Source organism: Nonomuraea sp. NPDC050202 (assembly GCF_040656115.1).
In the GTDB taxonomy this organism is placed as follows: domain Bacteria; phylum Actinomycetota; class Actinomycetes; order Streptosporangiales; family Streptosporangiaceae; genus Nonomuraea.
The window spans coordinates 39,944-60,116 of the sequence record NZ_JBFALF010000010.1 but is presented as its reverse complement, the minus strand read 5'-3'; the positions used below and the strand labels follow the sequence as shown (position 1 = coordinate 60,116).

Sequence of the window (20,173 nt, the reverse complement as noted above, 5' to 3'; positions counted from 1 at the left end):
GCGCGGACTCAGCGCTTCATCGCGCCGTCGGCGATGGCGTCCGCCGCCTCGCCGATGGCCACGCCCACGATCTCCAGCCGGCGCACCAGCTCCCGCTCCTTCATCGCGTTCGCGGTGATCTCCTCGGAGAAGATGCGGGAGATCTCGTACTGGTACATCCGCCGGATGGCCCCGCCCGCCTTCTTCGCCTCCAGCGCGTCGTGGGAGACCACGGACGGCCGCGAGGCCAGGCTGCGCACGGCCTCCTCCAGCGCCTCGATGCCCACGATGACCTGGTCGAGCATGGGGGTGAAGCGGATCTGGTCGGGCACCCTGTACAGGTGGGACTCGCGGACGAAGTCCCGCAACGAGTCGAGCACGTCGTCGATCGAGCGCGACAGCCGGAACAGGTCCTCCCGGTCGATGGGCGTGACGAGCGCGGTCCGCAATTCGTCGATGAGCCGGGCGCGCTCCTCGTCGCCGAGGTGCTCGATCGAGCGCATCTGCTCGTGCGCGCCCGTCCTGCCGACCTCGCCGCCGATCATGGCCATGGCCAGCCACGCCCCTTCCTTGGTGGCCTTGAGCTGGCCGAGCAGCGCCTCCGTGAGCGCGCCGTCCATGCGCCCGGTCATGAGATCCCTGATCCGCCGCAGCCGCTTCACGCCGCCTTCCCCCTCATGACACTCTCACGCTCGCGAACCCCTTCACCAGCAGGGCCAGCCCCCAGGCCAGCAGGCCGCCGGCGGGCAGCGTCAGCAGCCAGGCGGCGGCGATCCTGCCGGCCGCGTACCAGCGGACCCGGCCGCCGCCCTGCGCCACGCCCGCGCCGATGAGGCCGCCGGCGATGGCCTGCGTCATGCTCACCGGCATGCCGACCGCCGCGCACCCGATCACCGCGGCGCCCGCGGCCAGCTCGGCCGCGACCCCGTGCGGGGGCCGGGAGGCGATGATCTCGCGGCTCAGCGTGCGGCCCGCCTTGGGCAGCCCGTACAGGGTGCCGATCGCGAACAGCACGGCCACCAGCACCGTGTACTCCACCGGCGCGCCGGTGAAACCCATCGCGATCATGAACACGGCCAGCATCTTCTGGGCGTCGTTGGCCGCGTACGCCAGCGTCTGCAGCAGAAAGCCCACCCAGTGCCAGCGCCACAACCCCCGTGCCGTGGTCCTGGCCGCGAGCACCCGGATGAGCACCCACGCCAGCAGCCCGCCGGCGAACGGCGCGGCCAGCCCGAACGCCAGCACCAGCGCCACCCACTCCGGCGAGACCTGCAGCCCCCAGCCCAGCCCCGCCCCGGTGAGCCCGCCCACCACGGCCAGCGTCAGGCTGGTCGGGCGGCCTCTCGCGCTGAGCAGGCCCACCACGGTGAGCGCCGAGACCACCGCGATGACCATCGCGAGCCGGCCGCCAGGGTCCTGGAAGGAGCCCAGCCGGGTCACGAACGTCAACGCCACCTGGTGCGTGAGCAGCGGCACGGCCGCGACCAGCGCCGCCAGCAGCACGATCCCGGTCACCGGGCGCACCGTGGGAAGCTTGAGCCCGGTGGCCAGCAGCGCGCCCCCGTCGTTGACCCCGGCCACGACGGCGAACAGGCCGGCCACCACGATCAGCACGAAGGCGTCCAACAGCATGCACTCCATCCCGTCCCGCCTCGGCGGGACACATGCGTTTCAGGGGGTCGGCTCCGGACAACTACCCAAAAAGGACAGAACGTCTCTGCGGTCTTGGTCACGCGCCCGCAAGCCCTCGCCACGGGTACCCTCGTCTCAAGCTTCGAGCACCACAACGTTCGAGCACGTCGACGTCCGTGAGAGTGAAGGCATGACCAGCCCTGCCGAATACATCCTGACGCTGTCCTGTCCCGACCGGCCCGGTGTCGTGGCCGCCGTCTCCGGCCTGCTCGCCGGGCGCGGATGCAACATCATCGAGAGCCAGCAGTTCGGCGACAGGGTGGGGCAGCGCTTCTTCATGCGCGTGCAGTTCGCGGGAGAGCAGGGGGAGGACGAGCTGAACGCCGCCTTCGCCGCGCTCGCGCCCGACTTCGCCATGGAGTTCAAGCTGCGCGACGTGGCCAGGAAACCGCGCGTGCTGATCATGGTGAGCAAGTTCGACCACTGCCTGAACGACCTGCTCTACCGCGTCCGCTCCAAGGCCCTCGACATCGAGATCGCCGCCGTCGTGTCCAACCACCCCGACCTGCGGCCGCTCACCCAGTCCAACGGCATCGACTACCACCACCTGCCGGTCACCCCGGAGACCAAGCCGAAGCAGGAGGCCGAGGTGCTGGCGCTGGTCGAGCACTACCAGGTCGACCTGGTCGTGCTGGCCCGCTACATGCAGGTGCTCTCGGAGGACCTGTGCGAGAAGCTGGCAGGGCGGGCGATCAACATCCACCACTCGTTCCTGCCGTCGTTCAAGGGCGCCAAGCCCTACCACCAGGCCTACAACCGCGGGGTCAAACTCATCGGCGCCACGGCCCACTACGTGACCGCCGACCTCGACGAGGGGCCGATCATCGAGCAGGAGGTGGCCAGGGTCAACCACAGCCACTCTCCCGAGGACCTGGTGGCCATGGGCCGCGACGTGGAGTGCCTGGCCCTGGCCAGGGCGGTCAAGTGGCACGCCGAGCAGCGGGTGCTGCTCGACGGCCACAAGACCATCATCTTCCCGAGGTGATCGTCACGGCCGGTAGGTGCCGAAGAACCAGGGGTTGCCCTCCGGGTCCTGGCAGGCGTACTCGCGCGAGCCGTACGGCTGGTCCGTCAGCTCCATGGTGATCGTCGCGCCCGCGGCCCTCGCGCGGTCGTGGTGGGCCTCGACGTCCTCGACGGCGACGTAGATGCCGGGGCCGCCGGGCCTTCCCTGACCGATCATGATCATGTCGTCGCCGGCGAGCAGCTCGGCGTGGTTGACGACACCCTCGTCGTTCTTGGCGGCCTCGTGCACGCGGAAGCCGAACGCGCCGGTCAGGAAGTCGATGGCGGCCCGGCAGTCGCTGTAGCGGGCCAGTGCGTAAACGGTGCGTGTCATGAGGCCCACGATGCCCCGGCCGCGTCGCCGGGTCTTGGACGAATCTGACCCGGCGTGGTGTCGCCCAGCACCCGGAACTCCCGGTTCATGTGCGCCTGGTCGTAGAAGCCGCACTCCGCCGCCGCAACGGCCGGGGCCGTGCCCGCGCGCAGCAGCCGCAGCGCCCGTTCGAACCGGATGACCCGGGCCGCCGTCTTCGGCGGCAGCCCCACCTGGTCATGGAAGCGGGCGACGAGATGGCGGTGACTCCAGCCCAGCGACTCGGCCAGCGACGACACGCCCAGCCGGCCGCCCGACTCCACCAGCCGCGCCCACGCCCACGGCAGCTCCGGCCCCAGCGCGGGGCCCGCCGCGATCCGCTCGCGCAGCAGCCGGTCGGCCAGCGCCAGCCTGGCCCGCCAGGACGGGGTCCCGGCCAGCCGTTCCACCGTCAGGCCGGCCCACGGGCCGAGCAGGTCGGCGATGGGCACCACCCGGTTCGTCAGGTGCCGCATCGGCATCCCGTACAGGCGCCGGGCGCCGAACGGCGTGAGGAACACCTCCACGCCCTCCGACGGCCCGGCGACGCGGGTGACGGTGAAGCGGTCGCCGAGGCCGCCGCCGAACGCCGTGACCCGCTGCCCGCCGGCCTCCATCGGCGTGCCGAAGGCCAGGATGAGCACCGAGCCGGGTATCGCCATCTCCGACCTGGTCACCGGCGCGGCGTAGTGCTCGCGGTAGGCGCACAGGCGGGTCACGTAGGGCCGCAGGGCAGCGCTGGGGGTGGCCTCCAGCATGGCGAGCCCCGGCGTCGTGCCCATGCCTTCGAGACTACAGACCGGTGTGCCTGGCCAGGAAGGTCAGCGTGTCGGCCGACAGGTCCACCGACCTGCTCACCGAGCGGGCGCCGTGGCCGACCTCGGTCTCGTTGCGCAGCAGCACCGGCCGGTCGGCCGTCGAGGCGTGCTGCAGCGCCGCGCACATCTTCCACGCGTGCAGCGGGTGCACCCGCGTGTCGGACTGGAAGACGGTGAAGAGCGTCGCCGGGTACGCCACCGACTCCCTGACGTGGTGGTAGGGCGAGTATCCCCACAACCAGCCGAACTGCTCGGGGTCGTCGGCCGAGCCGTACTCGACGTTCCAGGTGGCGCCGAGCCCGAACTGCTCGTACCTGATCATGTCGAGCAGCGGCGCGGAGCAGACCACGGCCGCGTACAGCTCGGGGCGCTGCGTCAGCGCGGCCCCCACCAGCAGGCCGCCGTTGGAGCCGCCGGAGATGCCGAGCTGCTGCGGCGTGGTCACGCCGGTGGCGATGAGGTGCTCGGCCGCGGCGTGGAAGTCGTCGAAGACGTTCTGCTTGTTGGCCAGCATGCCCGCGCGGTGCCAGTCCTCGCCCTCCTCGCCGCCGCCGCGCAGGTTGGCGATGGCGTAGACGCCGCCGGCCTCCACCCAGGCCAGGACCGAGGCCGAGTAGCCGGGGGTCATGGACAGGCCGAAGCCGCCGTAGCCGTACAGGATGGTCGGGCGCGGGCCAGGCGACTCGCCGACGGGGGAGATGACGAGCATGCGGACGTCGGTGCCGTCCTTGGACCGGTAGACCACCTGCTCGGTGTGCACCGGGGGCACCTCGACCGCGCCGGGGGAGGCCGCCCAGAGCGTGGTCTCGCCCGTGCGGGCGTCGTAGCGCTGGATGGTGGGCGGCGTGGTGTTGTCGGTGTAGCCGAACCACGCCTCGTAGCCGCCCTCGGGACGCTCGGCGATGCCGCCGATCGAACCGAGCCCGGGGGCCGGCACCTCGCCGACGCGCTCGCCGGTCGCCAGGTCGTGCACGGTGATCTCGCTGATCGCGTGGCGGGTCCAGCCCACCAGCATGACCGGGCGCTCCAGGTCGTCGAGGATCGCGAAGTCGCTCAGCACCGCCTCGGCGTCCTCGGGGATCAGCTCGCGCCAGGTGTCGTAGCCCGGCTCCGCCGGGTCGGTGACGCACACCCGGCCCCTCGGCGCGTCGCGGTCGGTGTGCACGTAGAGCCTGCCGTCGCGTCCGAAGGACAGCCCGACCTGCGCGTCCACGCCCTCCTGGACGACCTTCAGCGCCGGCCGGTCGATCGGCGAGGCGGTCAGGTCGGCCACCCAGACGTCGTTGCGCGGCGCGGTGCCCTCGTGGGCCGACACCTGCAGCCAGCGGCCGTCGCGCGAGACCGAGACGCCGTAGTAGTTGGTCATCTTCAGGCCCTCGCCGAAGATCATCACGTCGTCCTCGGTGGAGGTGCCGACGCGGTGCAGGTAGACGCGGCGGTGGAACTGCCTCTCGTTCTCCGGCACCTCGGTGCTCGGCAGCCTGCGCACGTAGTAGAACGCCTCGCCGCCGGGCAGCCACGCCACCGGCGAGTAGCGGCAGCGGTCGATCGGCCCCTCGATCCGCTCGCCCGTGGCCACGTCGATGATGTAGAGGATCGACTCCTCGTCGCCGCCCACGGAGATCTGGTACGCCAGCAGGCGCCCCTCCTTGTCGGGCTGCACCGCGTCGAGCGTGGTCAGCCCCGACGGGTCGATCGCCATCGGGTCGACCAGGGCCCGCTCGGCGCCGTCGGGCTCGACCACGTAGTAGACGGCGTGTTCCTGGTCGGGGGTGCGCCGGGAGAAGAAGTACCGCTCGCCGCGCCAGGCCGGGACGCCCACCGAGCCGGACCTGAGCAGCTCGGCGATGCGGTCCTTGAACCGCTGCTCGCCCCGCTCCTTGCCGAACAACTCGGCCTGCGCGAGCAGCCATCCCTTGGTCTCGGGGCTGTCGGGGTCCTCCAGCCACCGGTAGGGGTCCGGGACGGGTGTTTCGTGCAGGATGTCGACGATGTCTTCGCGACGTGCTGTCGGGTACGGCTCTCGCGTCATGCCAGGAACCCTACTGCCAAAGGGCATGCGTAAAGCGCTGGTAGAGCGGGCATAAAACGTACCGTGCGTCCCTCTGGTCATTCCGGCAGGAGGTTTTTGGGGTGGCGGGGACCACGGTGCAAACGCCAGACTTGGTGACAGGACGGTGCCGTGGTGACCATCCGCTGGACCGTCCGGCGGAGGTCCACGTGACGGAAGCACGAGTGCCCCAGGAGGGGCCGACAGGAGGGACATGCCACGGCATGTCCCCTTTGATACGCGCGCAGCGGGGAGAGGCCCGATGATGCGCCAAGTCCTGCTGCTGAATGCCACTTATGAGCCACTGACCACCCTCTCGCTGCACCGCGCCGTCGTGCTCGTGCTGCGGGAGAAGGCCGACGTCGTCCACCGCGACGGCCGGGGCGCGGTGCTGCGGTCCGCCAGCCGCACGCTCGACGTGCCCTCGGTGATCAGGCTTCGCAGATATGTCCGTATCCCCTACCGGTCCCGCATCCCCCTGACCAGGGCCGCCCTCATGCGGCGCGACGACTACCGCTGCGCCTACTGCGGGCAGAAGGCCGAGACCATCGACCACGTCATCCCCCGGTCCAGGGGCGGCACGCACACCTGGGAGAACTGCGTCGCCTCCTGCACCACGTGCAACCACAGGAAGGCCGACAAGTACCTGGAGGAGCTGGGGTGGACGCTTCGCGTCAGCCCCGCGGTGCCACGGGGCGCCCACTGGCGGCTCATCGGCGCCTCCCTCGTCGGCGACCCGCAATGGGCGCCATACCTGGAGGCAGCGGCATGAGCGGTGGCCTGAAACCGCGTTGAGGGGAGGCCGCGTGCCTGACACCATGAGCAGGCATGTGGACCTTCACCTCATCCGTTGAGGAGTACGCCGCGGTCGCCGAGCCGTTCCTGCTCGGCGACCCGGTGCGCAACACCGTGCCACTGACCGTCCTGGCCAACCTGAGGGCGGGCATGCCCGTGCAGGACCCCGTGTTCGGCTGGTGGACGGTGGACGGCGAGGTTCGCGGAGCGGTCTTCCGGACGCCGCCGTATCCCGCCGGGCTGTTCGCCGTCCCCGTGGAGGCCGTCGCGCCGCTGGTGAAGGCGCTCGACGGCAGGCTGCCCATGTTCGTGGGCCCGCTGGAGGTGACCGGTGAGGCCACGCGGCTGCTCGGCACCCCGGCGCGGGTCGTCTCCGAGCGGCTCTTCCGGCTCGGCACGCTCGACGTCCCCGACGTGCCCGGCAGGGGCAGGCTCGCGGTGCCCGGCGACCTGCCGCTGCTGGTGAGCTGGTACCAGGCCTTCGGCGACGAGACCGGCATGGGCGAGGGCGACGTCGTCGACCGGGTCGTGCGGCGACTGGAGGGGCGGGAGCTGTTCGTGTGGGAGGCGGAGGACGCGCCGGTCTCGCTGGCCGCGCTCTCCCCGGCGGCCGGCGGGGTGTGCCGCATCGGTCCGGTCTACACGCCGCCGTCCCGCCGCAGGCGCGGCTACGGCGCCGCCGTCACCGCGCACGCCAGCCAGGTCGGCCTGGCGGAGCGCTGCGAGCAGGTCGTGCTCTTCACCGACCTGGCCAACCCGACCAGCAACGCCATCTACCAGTCGATCGGCTACGAGCCGGTGGCCGACTACGCGCACATCACCTACGGCCGGCGGGCTGTGCCTTCCGGCCCCGTCTCGTAAGATTGCCGCATGCCGCGTTACGACTTCCGGTGCCGCGCCTGCGGCTCCACCTTCGAGGTGTCCCGCTCCATGTCGGCCTCCGACGACCCGGCGACCTGCCCCGAAGGTCACGGCGACACGGTGAGGCTGCTGTCCACGGTCGCCATGACGGGCGGCGCCGCCGCGCCCAGGGCCGCCGGTGGTGGCGGGTGCTGCGGCGGCGGGTGCTGCTCCTCCTAGATCCCGACGGCGGCGCTGTGGCGGGTCAGCGTCCTGACCGCCAGCCTGGCCATCCGCTCCACGGTGGCCACGCCGTCCTCCATGGCGGGGTTGCGCTCCGACAGCACGGCGATCAGCAGCTCGTGCCCGCGTACGACGAGCCGCCCCACGCTGTTGACCGTCCACAGCCCGTCGTGCACCTCGGCGGGCAGCCAGCCGTTCTTGAGCGCGACCTCACCCCCTGAGGCGGCCGCGCTGACGCCCCACGCCTGCGACGGCACCACCGACGACATGAGGCCGAGCGCGTAGCGCCGGCTCCGGGCGGGCAGCGGCCCCTCGGGGTCGGTGAGCCGCTCCAGCACCTTCACCTGGTCGGAGGGCCTGCTGTGGGTGGCGCCCCAGGACAGCCCGGAGCCCGGCCGCGTGTGGTGCACGCCCAGCCGCCGCAGCGCCCGGTCCAGGCCGTCCCGGCCGCCGATCGTCAGGTACAGCTCGTGCGCGCAGTCGTTGTCGCTGTAGCGGATCATGCGCGAGGCCAGCCTGCGCTCGTACGCGCTGAGCCGCCGGCCGTGCTCGCCGAGCAGGAACGCCAGCAGGATGTCCACCTTCGCCACGCTGGCCAGCATGAACGGGGTGTGCTCGCGGAAGGCGTACCTGGCGCCGGTGGTGCGGTCGTGGACGGCCAGCGCCGCCCGGCCGGGACGCTCGCGCAGGTAACGCTCCAGCGCCCGGTCGAGGGCCCGCCGCTCGGCTGCCGGCAGCACGCTCTCGACGACGGCCGCCGGCATCCGCCTGGCGGGCGGAGCCGGACGCTGCGCGCCGCCCGAAGGCGCCGCGCAGCCGGCCGAGGCGAGCAGCAGGACGGCGAAGACCGAGAACTCCCGTACGCGCATGTGCGGGAGCCTGCCATCCGCCACGCCAACGGCCGGGGGGCCGATGGTCAAAGAGCGGTCAGTTTCGGCGTGGCTAGGCGGTCAGCCTGCGCTGACCGGTCTCGGCCGCCGTGACGGCCCTGCGCTTGCGGCGCTGGAACGGCAGGAACCGGTCGGCCAGGTGCGGCCGGGACGGCGTGAGCGTGGGCTCGACCGCGATGATCCGGTCGAACCTGAACGCCCTGATCGCCCGGCGCATCTTGCACACGCCGACCAGATACCAGTATTCGCGGTGCACCAGGCAGGTCACCGGCTCGACGTCGCGAGAGGTGACGATGCCCGAGGCGTCGCGGTAGTGCAGCCGGATCATGAGCCGGCTGGTGATGGCGTCGGCCATCAGCCGGGCGCGGGAGGCGACGTCGACGGGCAGCGGCTCGGTGAGGGTCGTGAGCGTGGTGGCGATGACGTCGTCGTCGAGGTCGAGGTGCTCGAATGCGTGCTGCAGGCCACGCCTGGCGGTGACGGCCTGGGGGCCCGCTCCGAGGTGAGCGAGGGAGAGGGCGAGGGCGGCGATCTCGGCGGTCGTCAGCGGGCGAGTATCGTGCTTCACGACTGTCGTCATACCCCAACAATACGGATGACGACCGACAATTTTCGAAAGTCTGTCCGGGAAGACAGGTGCCTGTGCGGCAGGCGAGAACCCGGTCGCCCGCCGCACAGCGAACGGTGAAACTACCGCGAGAGCTGCGACAGGTCGCGCGAGGCACCCGTCGAGGCCGACGTCGTCATGGCCGCGTACGCCTGCAGCGCCACGCTCACCTGCCGCTCGCGGTCACGCGGCCGGTAGCCGCCCAGGTCGGCCAGCAGCCGCTCGCGCCGCGCGGCCAGCTCGGCCTCGGGCACCCGCAGCTCCATCGACCGGCCAGGGATGTCGATGTCGATGATGTCGCCGTCCTCGACCAGCGCGATCGTGCCGCCCTCGGCCGCCTCGGGGGAGGCGTGGCCGATCGACAGCCCGGAGGTGCCGCCGGAGAAGCGCCCGTCGGTGACCAGCGCGCACACCTTGCCCAGACCCTTGCCCTTCAGGAAGGACGTCGGGTACAGCATCTCCTGCATGCCGGGGCCGCCCTTGGGGCCCTCGTAGCGGATGACCACCACGTCGCCGGCCTTGACCCGGCCGCCGAGGATGCCTTCGACCGCCTGCTCCTGCGACTCGAACACCACGGCGGGCCCGCTGAACTTCCAGATCGACTCGTCCACGCCGGCCGTCTTCACGACCGCGCCGTCGCGTGAGATGTTGCCGTAGAGCACGGCCAGGCCGCCGTCGGCGGTGTAGGCGTGCTCGCGGTCGCGGATGCAGCCGTTCTCGCGGTCGAGGTCGAGGTCGTCCCAGCGGTTGTCCTGCGAGTACGCCTTGACCGTGCGCACGTTGCCGGGCGCCGCGTGCCACAGCTCCACGGCCTCCGGCTTGACCGTCGGGGACATGGCGTCCCACTGGGCCAGCAGGTCGGCCAGCGTGCCGCCGTTCACGGTGGGCACGTCGCGGTGCAGCAGCCCGGCGCGGTCGAGCTCGCCCAGGATGGCCGGGATGCCGCCGGCGCGGTGCACGTCCTCGATGTGGTACTTGGCCGTGGCCGGGGCGACCTTGCACAGGCAGGGCACCCGCAGCGAGATCTCGTTGATCTCCTTGAGGCCGAAGTCCACCTGGGCCTCGCGGGCGGCGGCCAGGATGTGCAGGATCGTGTTGGTCGAGCCGCCCATCGCCACGTCGAGCGTCATCGCGTTCTCGAACGCCTCGCGGGTGGCGATCGAGCGCGGCAGCACCGACTCGTCGCCGTCCTCGTAGTAGCGGCGGGTGATCTCGACGAGCTGGCGGCCGGCGTCCTCGAAGAGCTGCTTGCGCGCCTTGTGCGTGGCCAGGATCGTGCCGTTGCCCGGCAGCGCCAGGCCGATGGCCTCGGCCAGGCAGTTCATCGAGTTGGCGGTGAACATGCCCGAGCACGAGCCGCAGGTCGGGCAGGCGTTCTCCTCCATCTCCAGCAGCTCGGCGTCGGAGACGGAGTCGTCGGCGGAGGCGATCATCGGGTCGATCAGGTCGAGCTTCTTGCCCGGCGTCTTGCCGGCCTCCATGGGGCCGCCGGAGACGAAGATCGTCGGGATGTTCAGCCGGAACGCGGCCAGCAGCATGCCGGGCGTGATCTTGTCGCAGTTGGACACGCAGATCAGCGCGTCCGCGCAGTGGGCGTTGACCATGTACTCGACGGCGTCGGCGATCAGCTCGCGCGACGGCAGCGAGTAGAGCATGCCGCCGTGGCCCATCGCGATGCCGTCGTCCACGGCGATCGTGTTGAACTCGCGGGGGATGGCCCCGGCCTCCCTGATCGCCGCGGAGACCACGTCGCCGACTTCCCGCAGGTGCACGTGACCCGGCACGAACTGGGTGAAGCTGTTGGCCACCGCGATGATGGGCTTGCCGAAGTCGCTCCCGGCTACGCCGGTCGCCCGGAGCAGGGCCCGGGCACCGGCCATGTTCCTGCCGTGGGTGACTGTACGTGACCTGAGGGCGGGCATTGCGCATCTCCCATCGCTAGCGAGTCTTCACATGTTACGGCCACCGCCCGGTAAATGAGACGCCTGTCCACACATCGGACGGTTGGTTACCGGATCGTGCCGGATTCGAAGCCGATGGCACCCGGACCCGCGTTGCGGAGATCCCATGAGCCATGGGGCGGCCATGCCGGCCGACCCCACAAGGGCCGGCACCTTCATTCATACGATAGACCGCTTCATGCCGCAGACCTGCCAGGGGGCGAGGGTGGCACCCGGACGGCGGCGAGCTGGGTCGCCTGTCCCACCAGCCGTCCCTTGTCGTCCCAGATGTGGGCCACCTCGTCCATCCGGTCGCCGCCGACGTCCGTCGCCGACAGCCGTACCCGGATCGGCCCGGGGGCGGGCAGCCGGCGGATGTACGCCGAGAGCTGGATCGTCGGCACCCACCCCGACAGCCCCAGGTCGAACGAGACCGGCGGCACCGGGTCGAGCGCCACCAGTAGGCTCAGCGGGTCCCAGTCGGAGCCGTCGGCCAGCCGCTGCCAGGACGCGATGGTGCCGCGCCTGGAGGGGGCACCGAAGGCGAAGGCCAGGTGCTCGGGGTCGATGCGTTCCTCGATCACCGCCATCAGCGGCACGCGCATGTCCGCGCCGGGCGGGTCGACAGGCGCCAGGAAGCAGTCCTGCTCGGGCGGGAGGCTGACCGGCTCGTGGGCCGACCACCACGGGTCGGAGTCGTCCAGGAGGCCGAGCGTGACGTGTGCCTCGACGCGCGTGCGGCCCTCCTGTACCAGCGCGGCCCTGACCTGCGCCACGCTCCGGCCCACCCGCAGCGTCTCGACGCGCGCGAGCGCCTCGCCCGGCTCGGGCGGCTCGACGAAGGTGCCGCTGACGGCCGTCACGTGCGGGTGCCCGGCGCCCGCGGGGCTCTCGCAGGCGGCCCTGGCCAGGACCGCCAGGAGGTACCCGCCGTGCAGCCGGGTGCCGACGCTCCACTGGGGGTCCAGCGTGGCGCCGAACTCGCCCTCGCCGTACGCGGTCAACGCCGTTGCTTCCCGAAAAGTCCCCATTTTTCGCAATCCCTTCCCCAAGAAGGTCAGCTTGACATCGTTAACTTGACGACGTCAACCTGAGGGGATGACCACCAGACGCGTACGCGCCAGGCGCGGAGAGGGCGCGCTGCTGCGCGAGGAGATCCTGCGCGCGGCCGAGGAGCTGCTGGCCGAGTCGGGCACCGAGGACGCGCTGACGGTGCGCGCGGTCGCGCTGCGGGCAGGCGTGTCCACGCCCTCGGTCTACCTGCACTTCGCCGACAAGGAGGCGCTCGTCGAGGCGGTCTGCATGCGGGTGTGGGGCGAGCTGGGCCGCCTGTTCACCGAAAACCTGGGCGGCGACCCGTTCCTCGCCCTGGGCAAGTGCGCCCGCGCCTACGCCCGCTTCGCGCTCGACCACCCCGTGCAGTACAGGGTGCTCATGATGCGGCCGTCAGCGGCCCCGGGCGTGCCGCCGGCCGCGGCCGAGGCCTTCCGCCACATGGTGGACGCCGTGTCGGCCTGCGTGCGGACCAGGGTGCTCGAAGGCGACCCCGAGGAGCTCGCGCTCGGCCTCTGGTCGGCCGTGCACGGCTACGTCTCCCTGCTCATCGCGCAGCCGGCGTTCCCGTGGCCGCGTGACAGGGAGGCGCTGCTCGACCACGTCGTCCGGCAGGCCGGGTTCGGGGCGGCGATGTACTCGCGGCTGCCGCGCGGGCTGCCGCCGAGCACGGAGCTGGCCGCCTGCCTCGACGACTTCGGTACGAGGCTGGCGGCCCGCGGCGGAGGGGAGCACCCCTCCGCGTAGCGGCGGTGGCAGCGCAGCGGAAGGAGGCGGCCACCGCCGTCAGGGGACGGGGATCAGCCCTCGCCGTAGCGGGCGGGCAGCACCTGCGTGGCGATGTCGTAGATCCGGTCGATCTCGGCGGTCGTCAGCGCCCGCTCCCGCTTGGTGATCCACTTGCGGGCCCGATCGCCCTGGTAGACGTCCACGCCGCGGATGTTCATGATCTTCCATGGCACCGGCGGGCCGTAGATCGCCAGGGAGGGCACGACGGAGATCTCGCGGCCGAACGACTTGCTGATCAGCTCGCTGGCCTGCGTCGCCTCCCACTTGGCCTCGGTGAGGCGGGGCTTCATGTCGAAGGGGCCGTGGAACAGCTTCTTGCCCATCTGCACGCGGACGGGCAGCCGGCGGTCCCACTTCTCGGAGTCGACCGCGTACACGCCTGTCGGGCCCACCACGAGGTGGTCGATCTGGGCCTCGCTGCCCGGGATCGCCCTGGCGTGCAGCGTACGGTAGCCGCTGCGCTCAAGCCTGCGCAGTTGCGCCTCCGTGCGGCGCTCTGCCACGGACGTCCGCCGCCACGCCGGCACGGACGAGCTCGAGCGAGCGCGGTAGACCGCCTCGAGGATGGCCGCGATCACGCCCGCGGTCACCCCGACCCGCCATTCGTGCACGAGGAAGCCCACCGCCAGGCCGACGACCACCGCCAGGATCGCGCGGTTGCGCAGGCGGCGGAAACGCGGCTGTTGCAGCAGGCTGCGCACGGACGCGCGCTCGACCGGCGCGTACGTGGAGGTGGGCGCCGAAGGCTTCGCGGCGGCGGTCTGCTCGCTTTCTGGTCGATCGCTCACCCAGATCGGTGACGCGTTGTGACCGTCTTCTCGCTGGTTGTCGGAGTCCACGTAACTCACCGTAGCCCGGGGATTCGATCGATTCCTAGTGTTGCCGTGTCCATAGTTTTATGGCCCAGCTCATCGTGTTCCACTCATGTTTTCGGGGTATGTCTACTGTTCTTCTCTAGAGATGCCCCGCTTCGTAAAAGATCTTAACGTGGAGAGAACACGACACCCGCGACGGGTCTGGCCGAGCTCGCCGACGAGGTTTACGGTCTTGGTGTGAACAGCGCAGCGGAGATCCTGCTCTTTCTCATCGGCGTGTCCATGGGGCTGTTCGTGCTGATCACCCTGCTCGTCATGGTGCCGGGGCGCGGCGCGCAGCGCCGGATCGAAGCGGGCCCCGTGTGGCTGGGCGGGCCTTCCAGGAGCGAGCGCGGGGTGAGCACGTCGGGCCTCGTGCTGGCCGACAGGGTGGCGCACTGGGCCGAGGTGCCCGAGCACGACTGGGTGAGCGCCGCCGAGACGGCCGAGCCCGGCAGGCACGTCGGCGGCGCCTCGGCGGGATGGTGAGACGACCATGAGGGGCGGGATGGTGAGGTGACCATGAAGGGACTGACCGCCGCCCAGGGCGACGACGTACGCAAGGCCCTGCACACCGCGGAGCGGCGCAGCGGGCTGCGGTTCGGCGTGTTCCTCGGTGACCCGGTGGGCGGGCGCCGGCACTTCGCCGAGCGGCTGCACGCCGCCCTGGGCGAGGAGGCCGACGACGCCGTGGTGGTGTTCGTGGACCCGAACGGGCGGGCGATCGAGATCGTGACGGGCGAGAACGCGCGCAGGCGGCTGAGCGACAGCGCGTGCCGGCTGACGGCCATGTCGATGGCCACGGCGTTCAGCGTGGGCGACCTGATCGGCGGCCTGCTGTACGGGATCGGCGCGCTCGGCGAGCAAGCCACCGCCCGCCGCTGACCACCGCCCGCCGACCGCGCCCGGGGTGAGACGGCTCGCCCACCGCGGTGCCGTTCGAGAGCGGGTGACAGGAGTCAGGGCCGGCGTTCGAGCAGGGTGACGACGTGCTCGCTGACGCCGTTCAGGAGGGTCGCCGGCTCGATGGGCGCGTCGGCGATGGCCGAGAAGAGCGAGGGCAGGCCGGGCAGCGGGAAGCCGTCCTCCTTCAGCGCCGAGGTGCCGATCGGGTTCTTGTCGAGGACCGCGCGGCTGCGTTCCCAGGCGTCGAGCACCTCCTCGGGCGACGGCACCCCGAACCCGTGCCCCACCGGCGCCGCATGGCGCAGCCGGACGAGCGGGGTCTCGGCGAAGGCCAGCGCCGTGCGGGCGCGCGACTGCAGGTCGGCGCGCGGCTCCGGCTCGATCCAGTCCATCGCCGTGCAGGGGTTGCGGCAGGTGGCCACGCACACGCCCAGCGCCCCGGCCACCTGGCTGTGCTGGCGGTCGAAGTACGCCCGCCAGCCCTCGGACGGCTCGGCCGAGACGCGCAGCGTCCGGTTCGTGGCGGACTGCTCGGACTTGGTGTGGTCGCACTCCCGGTCGCCGATCACGCCGAACCTGCTCCCCGCCGCGCTCAGCCCCACCGGCCACCTCGCCGGATCGCCGGCATGGCCGAGCTGCGGCTCGAAGGCCAGCAGCGGCAGGTACTCGCTGGCGATGTGCACCGCGGCGATCATGGGGCTCAGCTCGCGCCGGTGCCACCGTACGGCGATGACCTCCAGCAGCAGCCCGTACGCCGGTCGCAGCGACTCCAGCGCCCCCCGAGGCTGCTCGCGCGGGGTCTGCGGCATGTGGCAGGCCCTGGCGCGCCGCCGCAGGTCGGCGGGCACCACTCGCGCCTCGGCCGCGAAGTCCTCGGCGTCGAGCGAGAGCAGCCGCTGCCCGAACTCGCACACCTCCGCGATCTCCGCGGCGGGCGCGAGCGCGCCGAGATCGGCGAAGGCATAACGGCGGGCAAGGGCGACGAACAGGTCACGAGTCGAGTCCACGCGATGACTTTCTCACGATCAGCGAGCGATTACGGACATGAGGCCCATGGGTGTCGCCACCCGGCAGAGCCGGGCATCGGCGGGCGGGCGGTCACGGGCAAGGGGCGCGGATGCACTGGATCTCGCCGGGCTGGCCGGTGATCGTGGGCTCGGACGTCGGCTCCTCGGGGCCCGGCGTCGTCGGCTCCGGCGTCGGCTCTTCGGGCTCGGACGTGGTGGGCGTGGCCGAAGGGCTCTCGGTCGCCGGGCTGGACGTGGTGACCGTCGGGCTGGGGGAGGGCAGCTGCGTCGGCCGCGTCGCGCGGGGCGTGGGCCCGCGCTTGGTCGGCTCTGTCGTGTGCTTCCTGCCGCCGCCGGTCGACGGCGTGGTGGGCGGCAGGTCCACCGGGCTGCTGACGCTGACCGGGGGAGGGGGCACCCGGTCGCGGACCGCCTGCTCGACGGGCCGGAACCACACGAACCCGGCCACGGCCGCCGACACGAGCACGGCGGCCGACATGGTGACCACCACCTGCAGCGTCCGCCGCCGCCGCAACGACGGCGTCCTGCGGGGCGCGGTCAGCGTGTCCGGCATCCCGCCGCCGCCAGGCATGCCACCGGCATCAGGGTCAGGCGTCCCGCCGGGGCCGGACACTCCGCTCCCGGGCGTCCCGCTTCCGGGAGAAGCCCCCGCCGCACCGGCGATCCGGTGCGTGCCGGCCATGGGTGAGGAGCCCGGCGCAGCGGCGGCGCCCTGCCCGCCCGCGGCCGGCCCGTACGCAACGGCCGCGGTGGACGAGCCGATCCCGTCGAAGGCGGACCCGGGCGCGGCCAGGGCCGCGCGCGCCGCCTCGGCCATCTCCGGCGCCGTCCGCCACCGCCCGTCGGGCGCCTTCTCCAGCGCCCGCTCCACCACCTGCCGCACCCCGGCAGGCACCTCATCGGGCAGCCGGGGAGCCGTCGCGTTGAGGTGCTTGAAGATGATCTGAATGGGGGTGTCGCCCTGGAACGGCAGCCGGCCGGTCAGGCACTCGTAGGCCACCACCCCCAGCGCGTACACGTCGACCGCGGGCGTCACCTCGTTGGAGGTGGCCATCTCGGGCGCGCAGTAGCCGGCCGAGCAGAGCATCGTCCCCGTGGCCGTGAGCTGGCCGGCGGAGGCCGAGTGGGCGATGCCGAAGTCGGTGAGCACGACGCTGCCGCCGGGCTTGACCATGAGGTTGGCCGGTTTGACGTCGCGGTGCACGATGCCCTGCGCGTGCGCGGCGGCCAGCGCGTCGGCGACCTCCGCGACCAGCCGCATGGTGGCCGCCACCCCGAGCGGCCCGCGCCGCAGCACGCGGTCGAGCGACTCGCCCTGGATGTGCTCCATGACCAGGAAGCTCACCCGCCGGCCCGCGACGTCGCAGATGCCGTAGTCGTAGACGTCGACCACGCCGGGATGGGTGAGCGTGGCCATGGCCCTGGCCTCGTTCTGGAAGCGCTGGGCGAACGTGGGGTCCTCGCTGAGCGCGGGCATCAGCACCTTGACCGCCACCGTGCGCCCGAGGACCGTGTCGTCGGCACGCCACACCTCGCCCATGCCCCCGCCACCGATGCGGGCGCCGAGCACGTAGCGGTCGTTGAGGGAGGACCCCGGGCCTAGCACGTTTCGAGGCTAACACCGCGCCCTGGATGCCATCGTCAAGTCGGCGCAGCCGGCCCCGCCGTCGTGGCGTGGGCCGGCCGGGTCAGGCCGTCACGCCGAGGCGGCGTCCGTCTCCCTGTTGCGCAGCGCGCGGCGGACGCCGTCGGCGCCCTCCAGGATGAGCCGGCGCAGCGCCTGCGGCGGCTGCGCGGTGGACAGGAAGTCGTGCGCCGACCGCACCGTGGTGGGCTCGATGAGCAGCGACGGGAAGCACCCGACGGCGAACGTCGAGGCCTGGTCGAACGTCCACTCCTGGTAGATCCGCCCGACCTCGGCGAAGTACTTCTCCCGGTACGGCGCCAGCAGCTCGGGGTGGTGCGGGTCCTGGAAGCCGCCGATCATGGCGCGGGCGACGGCGTTGGCCAGCTTGCCGCCGACGATCTGCGCCCACGCCGCCTGCTTGGCCTCGGCGGTCGGGATCGTGGCCCGGCACTGCGCGGCCGAGCGCTCACCCTTCGCCGTAGGGTCCCGCTCCAGCTCGGCCTGGATGCCGTCCTCGGCCAGGCGGCCGCCGGAGACGAGCGCCTGGACGAGCGTCCAGCGCAGGTCGGCGTCCACGGTCACCCCTTCGGGCACCGAGGTGCCGTCGAGGACGGCCTGCAGCAGGTCCAGCTCCTCCTCGGAGGTGGCCACGGCGGCGAACGCCTGCAGGAACGAGAGCTGCTGGTCGGAGCCGGGCTCCGCCGAGCCGAGCAGCGCGCGCAGCTCGGTGGCCAGCACGGACATGCCCTCGGCCCGCCAGGCGGGGTCGGCGTACTGCTGCACGGCCAGGCGCGCCTGCCGCAGCACGGTCTGCAGGACCGTGATGTCGCTGATCGTGGCCACGCCGGAGACCACCAGCTTGACGTAGTCGCGGGTGGACATCTCGCCGTCGCGGGTCATGTCCCAGGCCGCCGTCCAGCACAGGGCGCGCGGCAGGGACTCGGTGAACGCGGCGATGCCGCCGTTCACCAGCGTCCGCAGCGAGTCCTCGTCGAGACGGATCTTGGCGTAGGTGAGGTCGTCGTCGTTGAGCAGCACCAGGTCGGGCTGCTCCTCGCCGATGAGCTGGCTCACGCTCGTACGGGCGCCGACCACGTCCAGCTCCACCCGCTTGGTCCGGGTCAGCTTGCCGCCGGCCAGCGAGTAGAGGCCGATCGCGATCCGGTGGGAGCGCAGCGTCGGGTGCTCGGCCGGCGCCTCCTGCAGCACGTCGAAGCTGGTGAAGCGGCCCCCGGACACCTCGAACTCGGGACGCAGCGTGTTGACCCAGGAGGTCTCCAGCCACTCCTTCGACCAGGAGGACAGGTCGCGGCCCGACGTCCGCTCCAGGGCGTTGAGCAGGTCTTCCAGCTCGGTGTTGCCCCAGGCGTGCTCGGCGAAGTAGTCGCGCACGCCGGCCAGGAAGTTGTCGAGGCCGACGTAGGCCACGAGCTGCTTGAGCACCGAGGCGCCCTTGGCGTACGTGATGCCGTCGAAGTTGACCTCGACCGCCTGCATGTCGGGGATGTCGGCGGCGATGGGGTGGGTGGAGGGAAGCTGGTCCTGGCGGTAGGCCCAGGACTTCTCCACGTTCGCGAACGTGGTCCACGCCCGGTTCCACCGGGTGGCCTCGGCCTGGGCGAGCACGGACATGTAGGTGGCGAACGACTCGTTCAGCCACAGGTCGTCCCACCAGCGCATGGTGACGAGGTCGCCGAACCACATGTGCGCCATCTCGTGCAGGATCGTCTCCGCGCGGCGCTCGACGACGGCGTCGGTGACGCGGGAGCGGAAGACGTAGTCCTCCAGGAACGTCACGCAGCCCGCGTTCTCCATCGCGCCGGCGTTGAACTCGGGCACGAAGAGCTGGTCGTACTTGCCGAACGGGTAGCGCACCCCGAACACGCGGTGGAAGAAGTCGAAGCCCTGGCGGGTGACCTCGAGGATGTTGTCGGCGTCGAGGTGCTCGGCCAGCGAGGAGCGGCAGTAGATGCCCAGCGGGATGCCGTCGTGCTCGGAGGTCACCTTGTGGTAATGACCTGCTACCAGCGCGGTGATGTAGGTGGAGATGACCGGCGTCGGGGCGAACTCCCACCGCCGGGCCGCCTGGATCGTGCCGTGCTTGCCCGCCTGCTCAGGGAGCTCCTCGACGCCGGTGGCGGCGGAGTTGGAGATGACCTCCCAGTCGGCCGGCGCGAGCACCGTGAGCTGGAAGGTGGCCTTGAGGTCGGGCTGGTCGAAGCACGCGTACATGCGGTGCGCGTCGGCCGTCTCGAACTGGCTGTGCAGGTAGACCTTCTGGTCCACGGGGTCGACGAAGCGGTGCAGCCCCTCGCCGGTCCGCATGTACGTGCAGTCGGCGTCCACGACCAGCTCGTTGGACGCGGCGAGCGACGGGAGCGGGAATCGGCCCTTGTCGGCGTCGTAGGCCGACACGTCGAGGTCGGCGCCGTTGAGCGTGACCTTGCGGAGGTTCGCGCCGTGGAGGTCGATGAAGGTGGACGCCCCCGGAGTGGTACTGGTGAAACGGACCGTGGTGACGCTCTCGAAGCGCTCCTCTCCCTCCGTCAGGTCGAGTGCGACGTCGTACGACTCGACCTTCAACAGCCGGGCGCGCTCACGAGCCTCTTCCCGGGTCAGGTTGCCTGCCAAGTTGCGCTCCTTTTCACCACTTCGTCGGGGTTGTCCGTATCCTGCCATGCCGGGAATAGGACCCGAACCACCTC

At 71.7% G+C, this 20,173-nt stretch carries 20 protein-coding genes; 7 read left to right on the top strand and 13 right to left on the bottom strand.

What is annotated here, in order from left to right; translation table 11 throughout:
* Nucleotides 1–8: 8 nt before the first annotated feature.
* Together AB0I79_RS26455 and AB0I79_RS26450 are read right to left on the bottom strand one after the other, a co-directional pair.
* Complete coding sequence (locus AB0I79_RS26455; protein ID WP_357877627.1) at nt 9–641, bottom strand: DUF47 family protein; 633 nt, start codon at nt 639–641, stop codon at nt 9–11.
* A 13-nt stretch (nt 642–654) separates the two neighbouring features.
* On the bottom strand, nt 655–1,611 hold the full coding sequence (locus AB0I79_RS26450; RefSeq protein ID WP_357877624.1) for an inorganic phosphate transporter: 957 nt from the start codon (nt 1,609–1,611) through the stop codon (nt 655–657).
* Between the two features lie 190 nt (nt 1,612–1,801).
* On the opposite strand from AB0I79_RS26450, the gene purU reads away from it, so the two are divergent.
* Complete coding sequence (gene purU, locus AB0I79_RS26445) at nt 1,802–2,656, top strand: formyltetrahydrofolate deformylase (protein ID WP_357877621.1); 855 nt, start codon at nt 1,802–1,804, stop codon at nt 2,654–2,656.
* 3 nt (nt 2,657–2,659) lie between these two features.
* Here the strand turns inward: purU and AB0I79_RS26440 are convergent, their stop codons facing one another.
* The 3 genes from AB0I79_RS26440 to AB0I79_RS26430 are packed head-to-tail and all read right to left on the bottom strand — an operon-like array spanning nt 2,660 to nt 5,878.
* Nucleotides 2,660–3,010, bottom strand: a complete 351-nt coding sequence (locus tag AB0I79_RS26440; protein WP_357877618.1) for a VOC family protein — start codon at nt 3,008–3,010, stop codon at nt 2,660–2,662.
* A complete protein-coding gene (locus AB0I79_RS26435; RefSeq protein ID WP_357877615.1) occupies nt 3,007–3,810 on the bottom strand; it encodes an AraC family transcriptional regulator in 804 nt (267 codons plus the stop codon). Before AB0I79_RS26435 ends, AB0I79_RS26440 begins: the two co-directional genes overlap by 4 nt.
* Before the next feature lie 10 nt (nt 3,811–3,820).
* A complete protein-coding gene (locus AB0I79_RS26430; RefSeq protein ID WP_357877612.1) occupies nt 3,821–5,878 on the bottom strand; it encodes a prolyl oligopeptidase family serine peptidase in 2,058 nt (685 codons plus the stop codon).
* Nucleotides 5,879–6,161: 283 nt separating this feature from the next.
* Here AB0I79_RS26430 and AB0I79_RS26425 point away from each other — a divergent pair, with 283 nt between their 5' ends.
* The 3 genes from AB0I79_RS26425 to AB0I79_RS26415 are packed head-to-tail and all read left to right on the top strand — an operon-like array spanning nt 6,162 to nt 7,771.
* A complete protein-coding gene (locus AB0I79_RS26425) occupies nt 6,162–6,668 on the top strand; it encodes an HNH endonuclease (protein WP_043640342.1) in 507 nt (168 codons plus the stop codon).
* Between the two features lie 56 nt (nt 6,669–6,724).
* Nucleotides 6,725–7,552, top strand: coding sequence for a GNAT family N-acetyltransferase (locus AB0I79_RS26420; protein ID WP_357877609.1), 828 nt, complete (start codon nt 6,725–6,727; stop codon nt 7,550–7,552).
* A 9-nt stretch (nt 7,553–7,561) separates the two neighbouring features.
* Entirely contained in the window at nt 7,562–7,771 is a 210-nt protein-coding gene (locus AB0I79_RS26415) for a zinc ribbon domain-containing protein (protein ID WP_357877606.1), read from the top strand.
* On the opposite strand, the gene AB0I79_RS26410 is transcribed toward AB0I79_RS26415, so the two are convergent.
* The 4 genes from AB0I79_RS26410 to AB0I79_RS26395 form a co-directional block, all read right to left on the bottom strand.
* Nucleotides 7,768–8,643 (bottom strand): serine hydrolase, encoded by an 876-nt coding sequence (locus AB0I79_RS26410; protein WP_357877603.1) that lies wholly within the window; start codon nt 8,641–8,643, stop codon nt 7,768–7,770. The genes AB0I79_RS26415 and AB0I79_RS26410 overlap by 4 nt on opposite strands.
* Nucleotides 8,644–8,716: 73 nt before the next feature.
* Nucleotides 8,717–9,244 carry a WYL domain-containing protein gene (locus AB0I79_RS26405; RefSeq protein WP_357877600.1) on the bottom strand — a complete coding sequence of 176 codons (528 nt, stop codon included), beginning with the start codon at nt 9,242–9,244 and terminating at the stop codon, nt 8,717–8,719.
* A 110-nt stretch (nt 9,245–9,354) separates the two neighbouring features.
* Nucleotides 9,355–11,193 carry a dihydroxy-acid dehydratase gene (ilvD, locus tag AB0I79_RS26400; protein WP_357877597.1) on the bottom strand — a complete coding sequence of 613 codons (1,839 nt, stop codon included), beginning with the start codon at nt 11,191–11,193 and terminating at the stop codon, nt 9,355–9,357.
* A gap of 215 nt (nt 11,194–11,408) precedes the next feature.
* Nucleotides 11,409–12,242, bottom strand: a complete 834-nt coding sequence (locus tag AB0I79_RS26395; protein ID WP_357877594.1) for a thioesterase family protein — start codon at nt 12,240–12,242, stop codon at nt 11,409–11,411.
* Nucleotides 12,243–12,309: 67 nt separating this feature from the next.
* Here AB0I79_RS26395 and AB0I79_RS26390 point away from each other — a divergent pair, with 67 nt between their 5' ends.
* Complete coding sequence (locus tag AB0I79_RS26390; RefSeq protein ID WP_357877591.1) at nt 12,310–13,011, top strand: TetR/AcrR family transcriptional regulator; 702 nt, start codon at nt 12,310–12,312, stop codon at nt 13,009–13,011.
* Nucleotides 13,012–13,064: 53 nt separating this feature from the next.
* On the opposite strand, the gene AB0I79_RS26385 is transcribed toward AB0I79_RS26390, so the two are convergent.
* A complete protein-coding gene (locus tag AB0I79_RS26385) occupies nt 13,065–13,892 on the bottom strand; it encodes a nuclease-related domain-containing protein (RefSeq protein WP_357877588.1) in 828 nt (275 codons plus the stop codon).
* Between the two features lie 213 nt (nt 13,893–14,105).
* Between AB0I79_RS26385 and AB0I79_RS26380 the strand changes: the two genes are divergently transcribed.
* Together AB0I79_RS26380 and AB0I79_RS26375 are read left to right on the top strand one after the other, a co-directional pair.
* Nucleotides 14,106–14,396: a hypothetical protein gene (locus AB0I79_RS26380; protein WP_357877585.1), complete on the top strand. Its 291-nt coding sequence runs from the start codon at nt 14,106–14,108 to the stop codon at nt 14,394–14,396.
* A 33-nt stretch (nt 14,397–14,429) separates the two neighbouring features.
* A complete protein-coding gene (locus tag AB0I79_RS26375) occupies nt 14,430–14,792 on the top strand; it encodes a DUF5130 family protein (RefSeq protein WP_357877582.1) in 363 nt (120 codons plus the stop codon).
* A gap of 74 nt (nt 14,793–14,866) precedes the next feature.
* Here the strand turns inward: AB0I79_RS26375 and AB0I79_RS26370 are convergent, their stop codons facing one another.
* The 3 genes from AB0I79_RS26370 to pepN form a co-directional block, all read right to left on the bottom strand.
* Complete coding sequence (locus AB0I79_RS26370) at nt 14,867–15,820, bottom strand: hypothetical protein (protein WP_357877579.1); 954 nt, start codon at nt 15,818–15,820, stop codon at nt 14,867–14,869.
* Between the two features lie 91 nt (nt 15,821–15,911).
* Nucleotides 15,912–17,447 carry a serine/threonine-protein kinase gene (locus AB0I79_RS26365; protein WP_357877576.1) on the bottom strand — a complete coding sequence of 512 codons (1,536 nt, stop codon included), beginning with the start codon at nt 17,445–17,447 and terminating at the stop codon, nt 15,912–15,914.
* A 90-nt stretch (nt 17,448–17,537) separates the two neighbouring features.
* Entirely contained in the window at nt 17,538–20,099 is a 2,562-nt protein-coding gene (gene pepN, locus AB0I79_RS26360; RefSeq protein WP_357877573.1) for an aminopeptidase N, read from the bottom strand.
* Between the last annotated feature and the right edge of the window lie 74 nt (nt 20,100–20,173).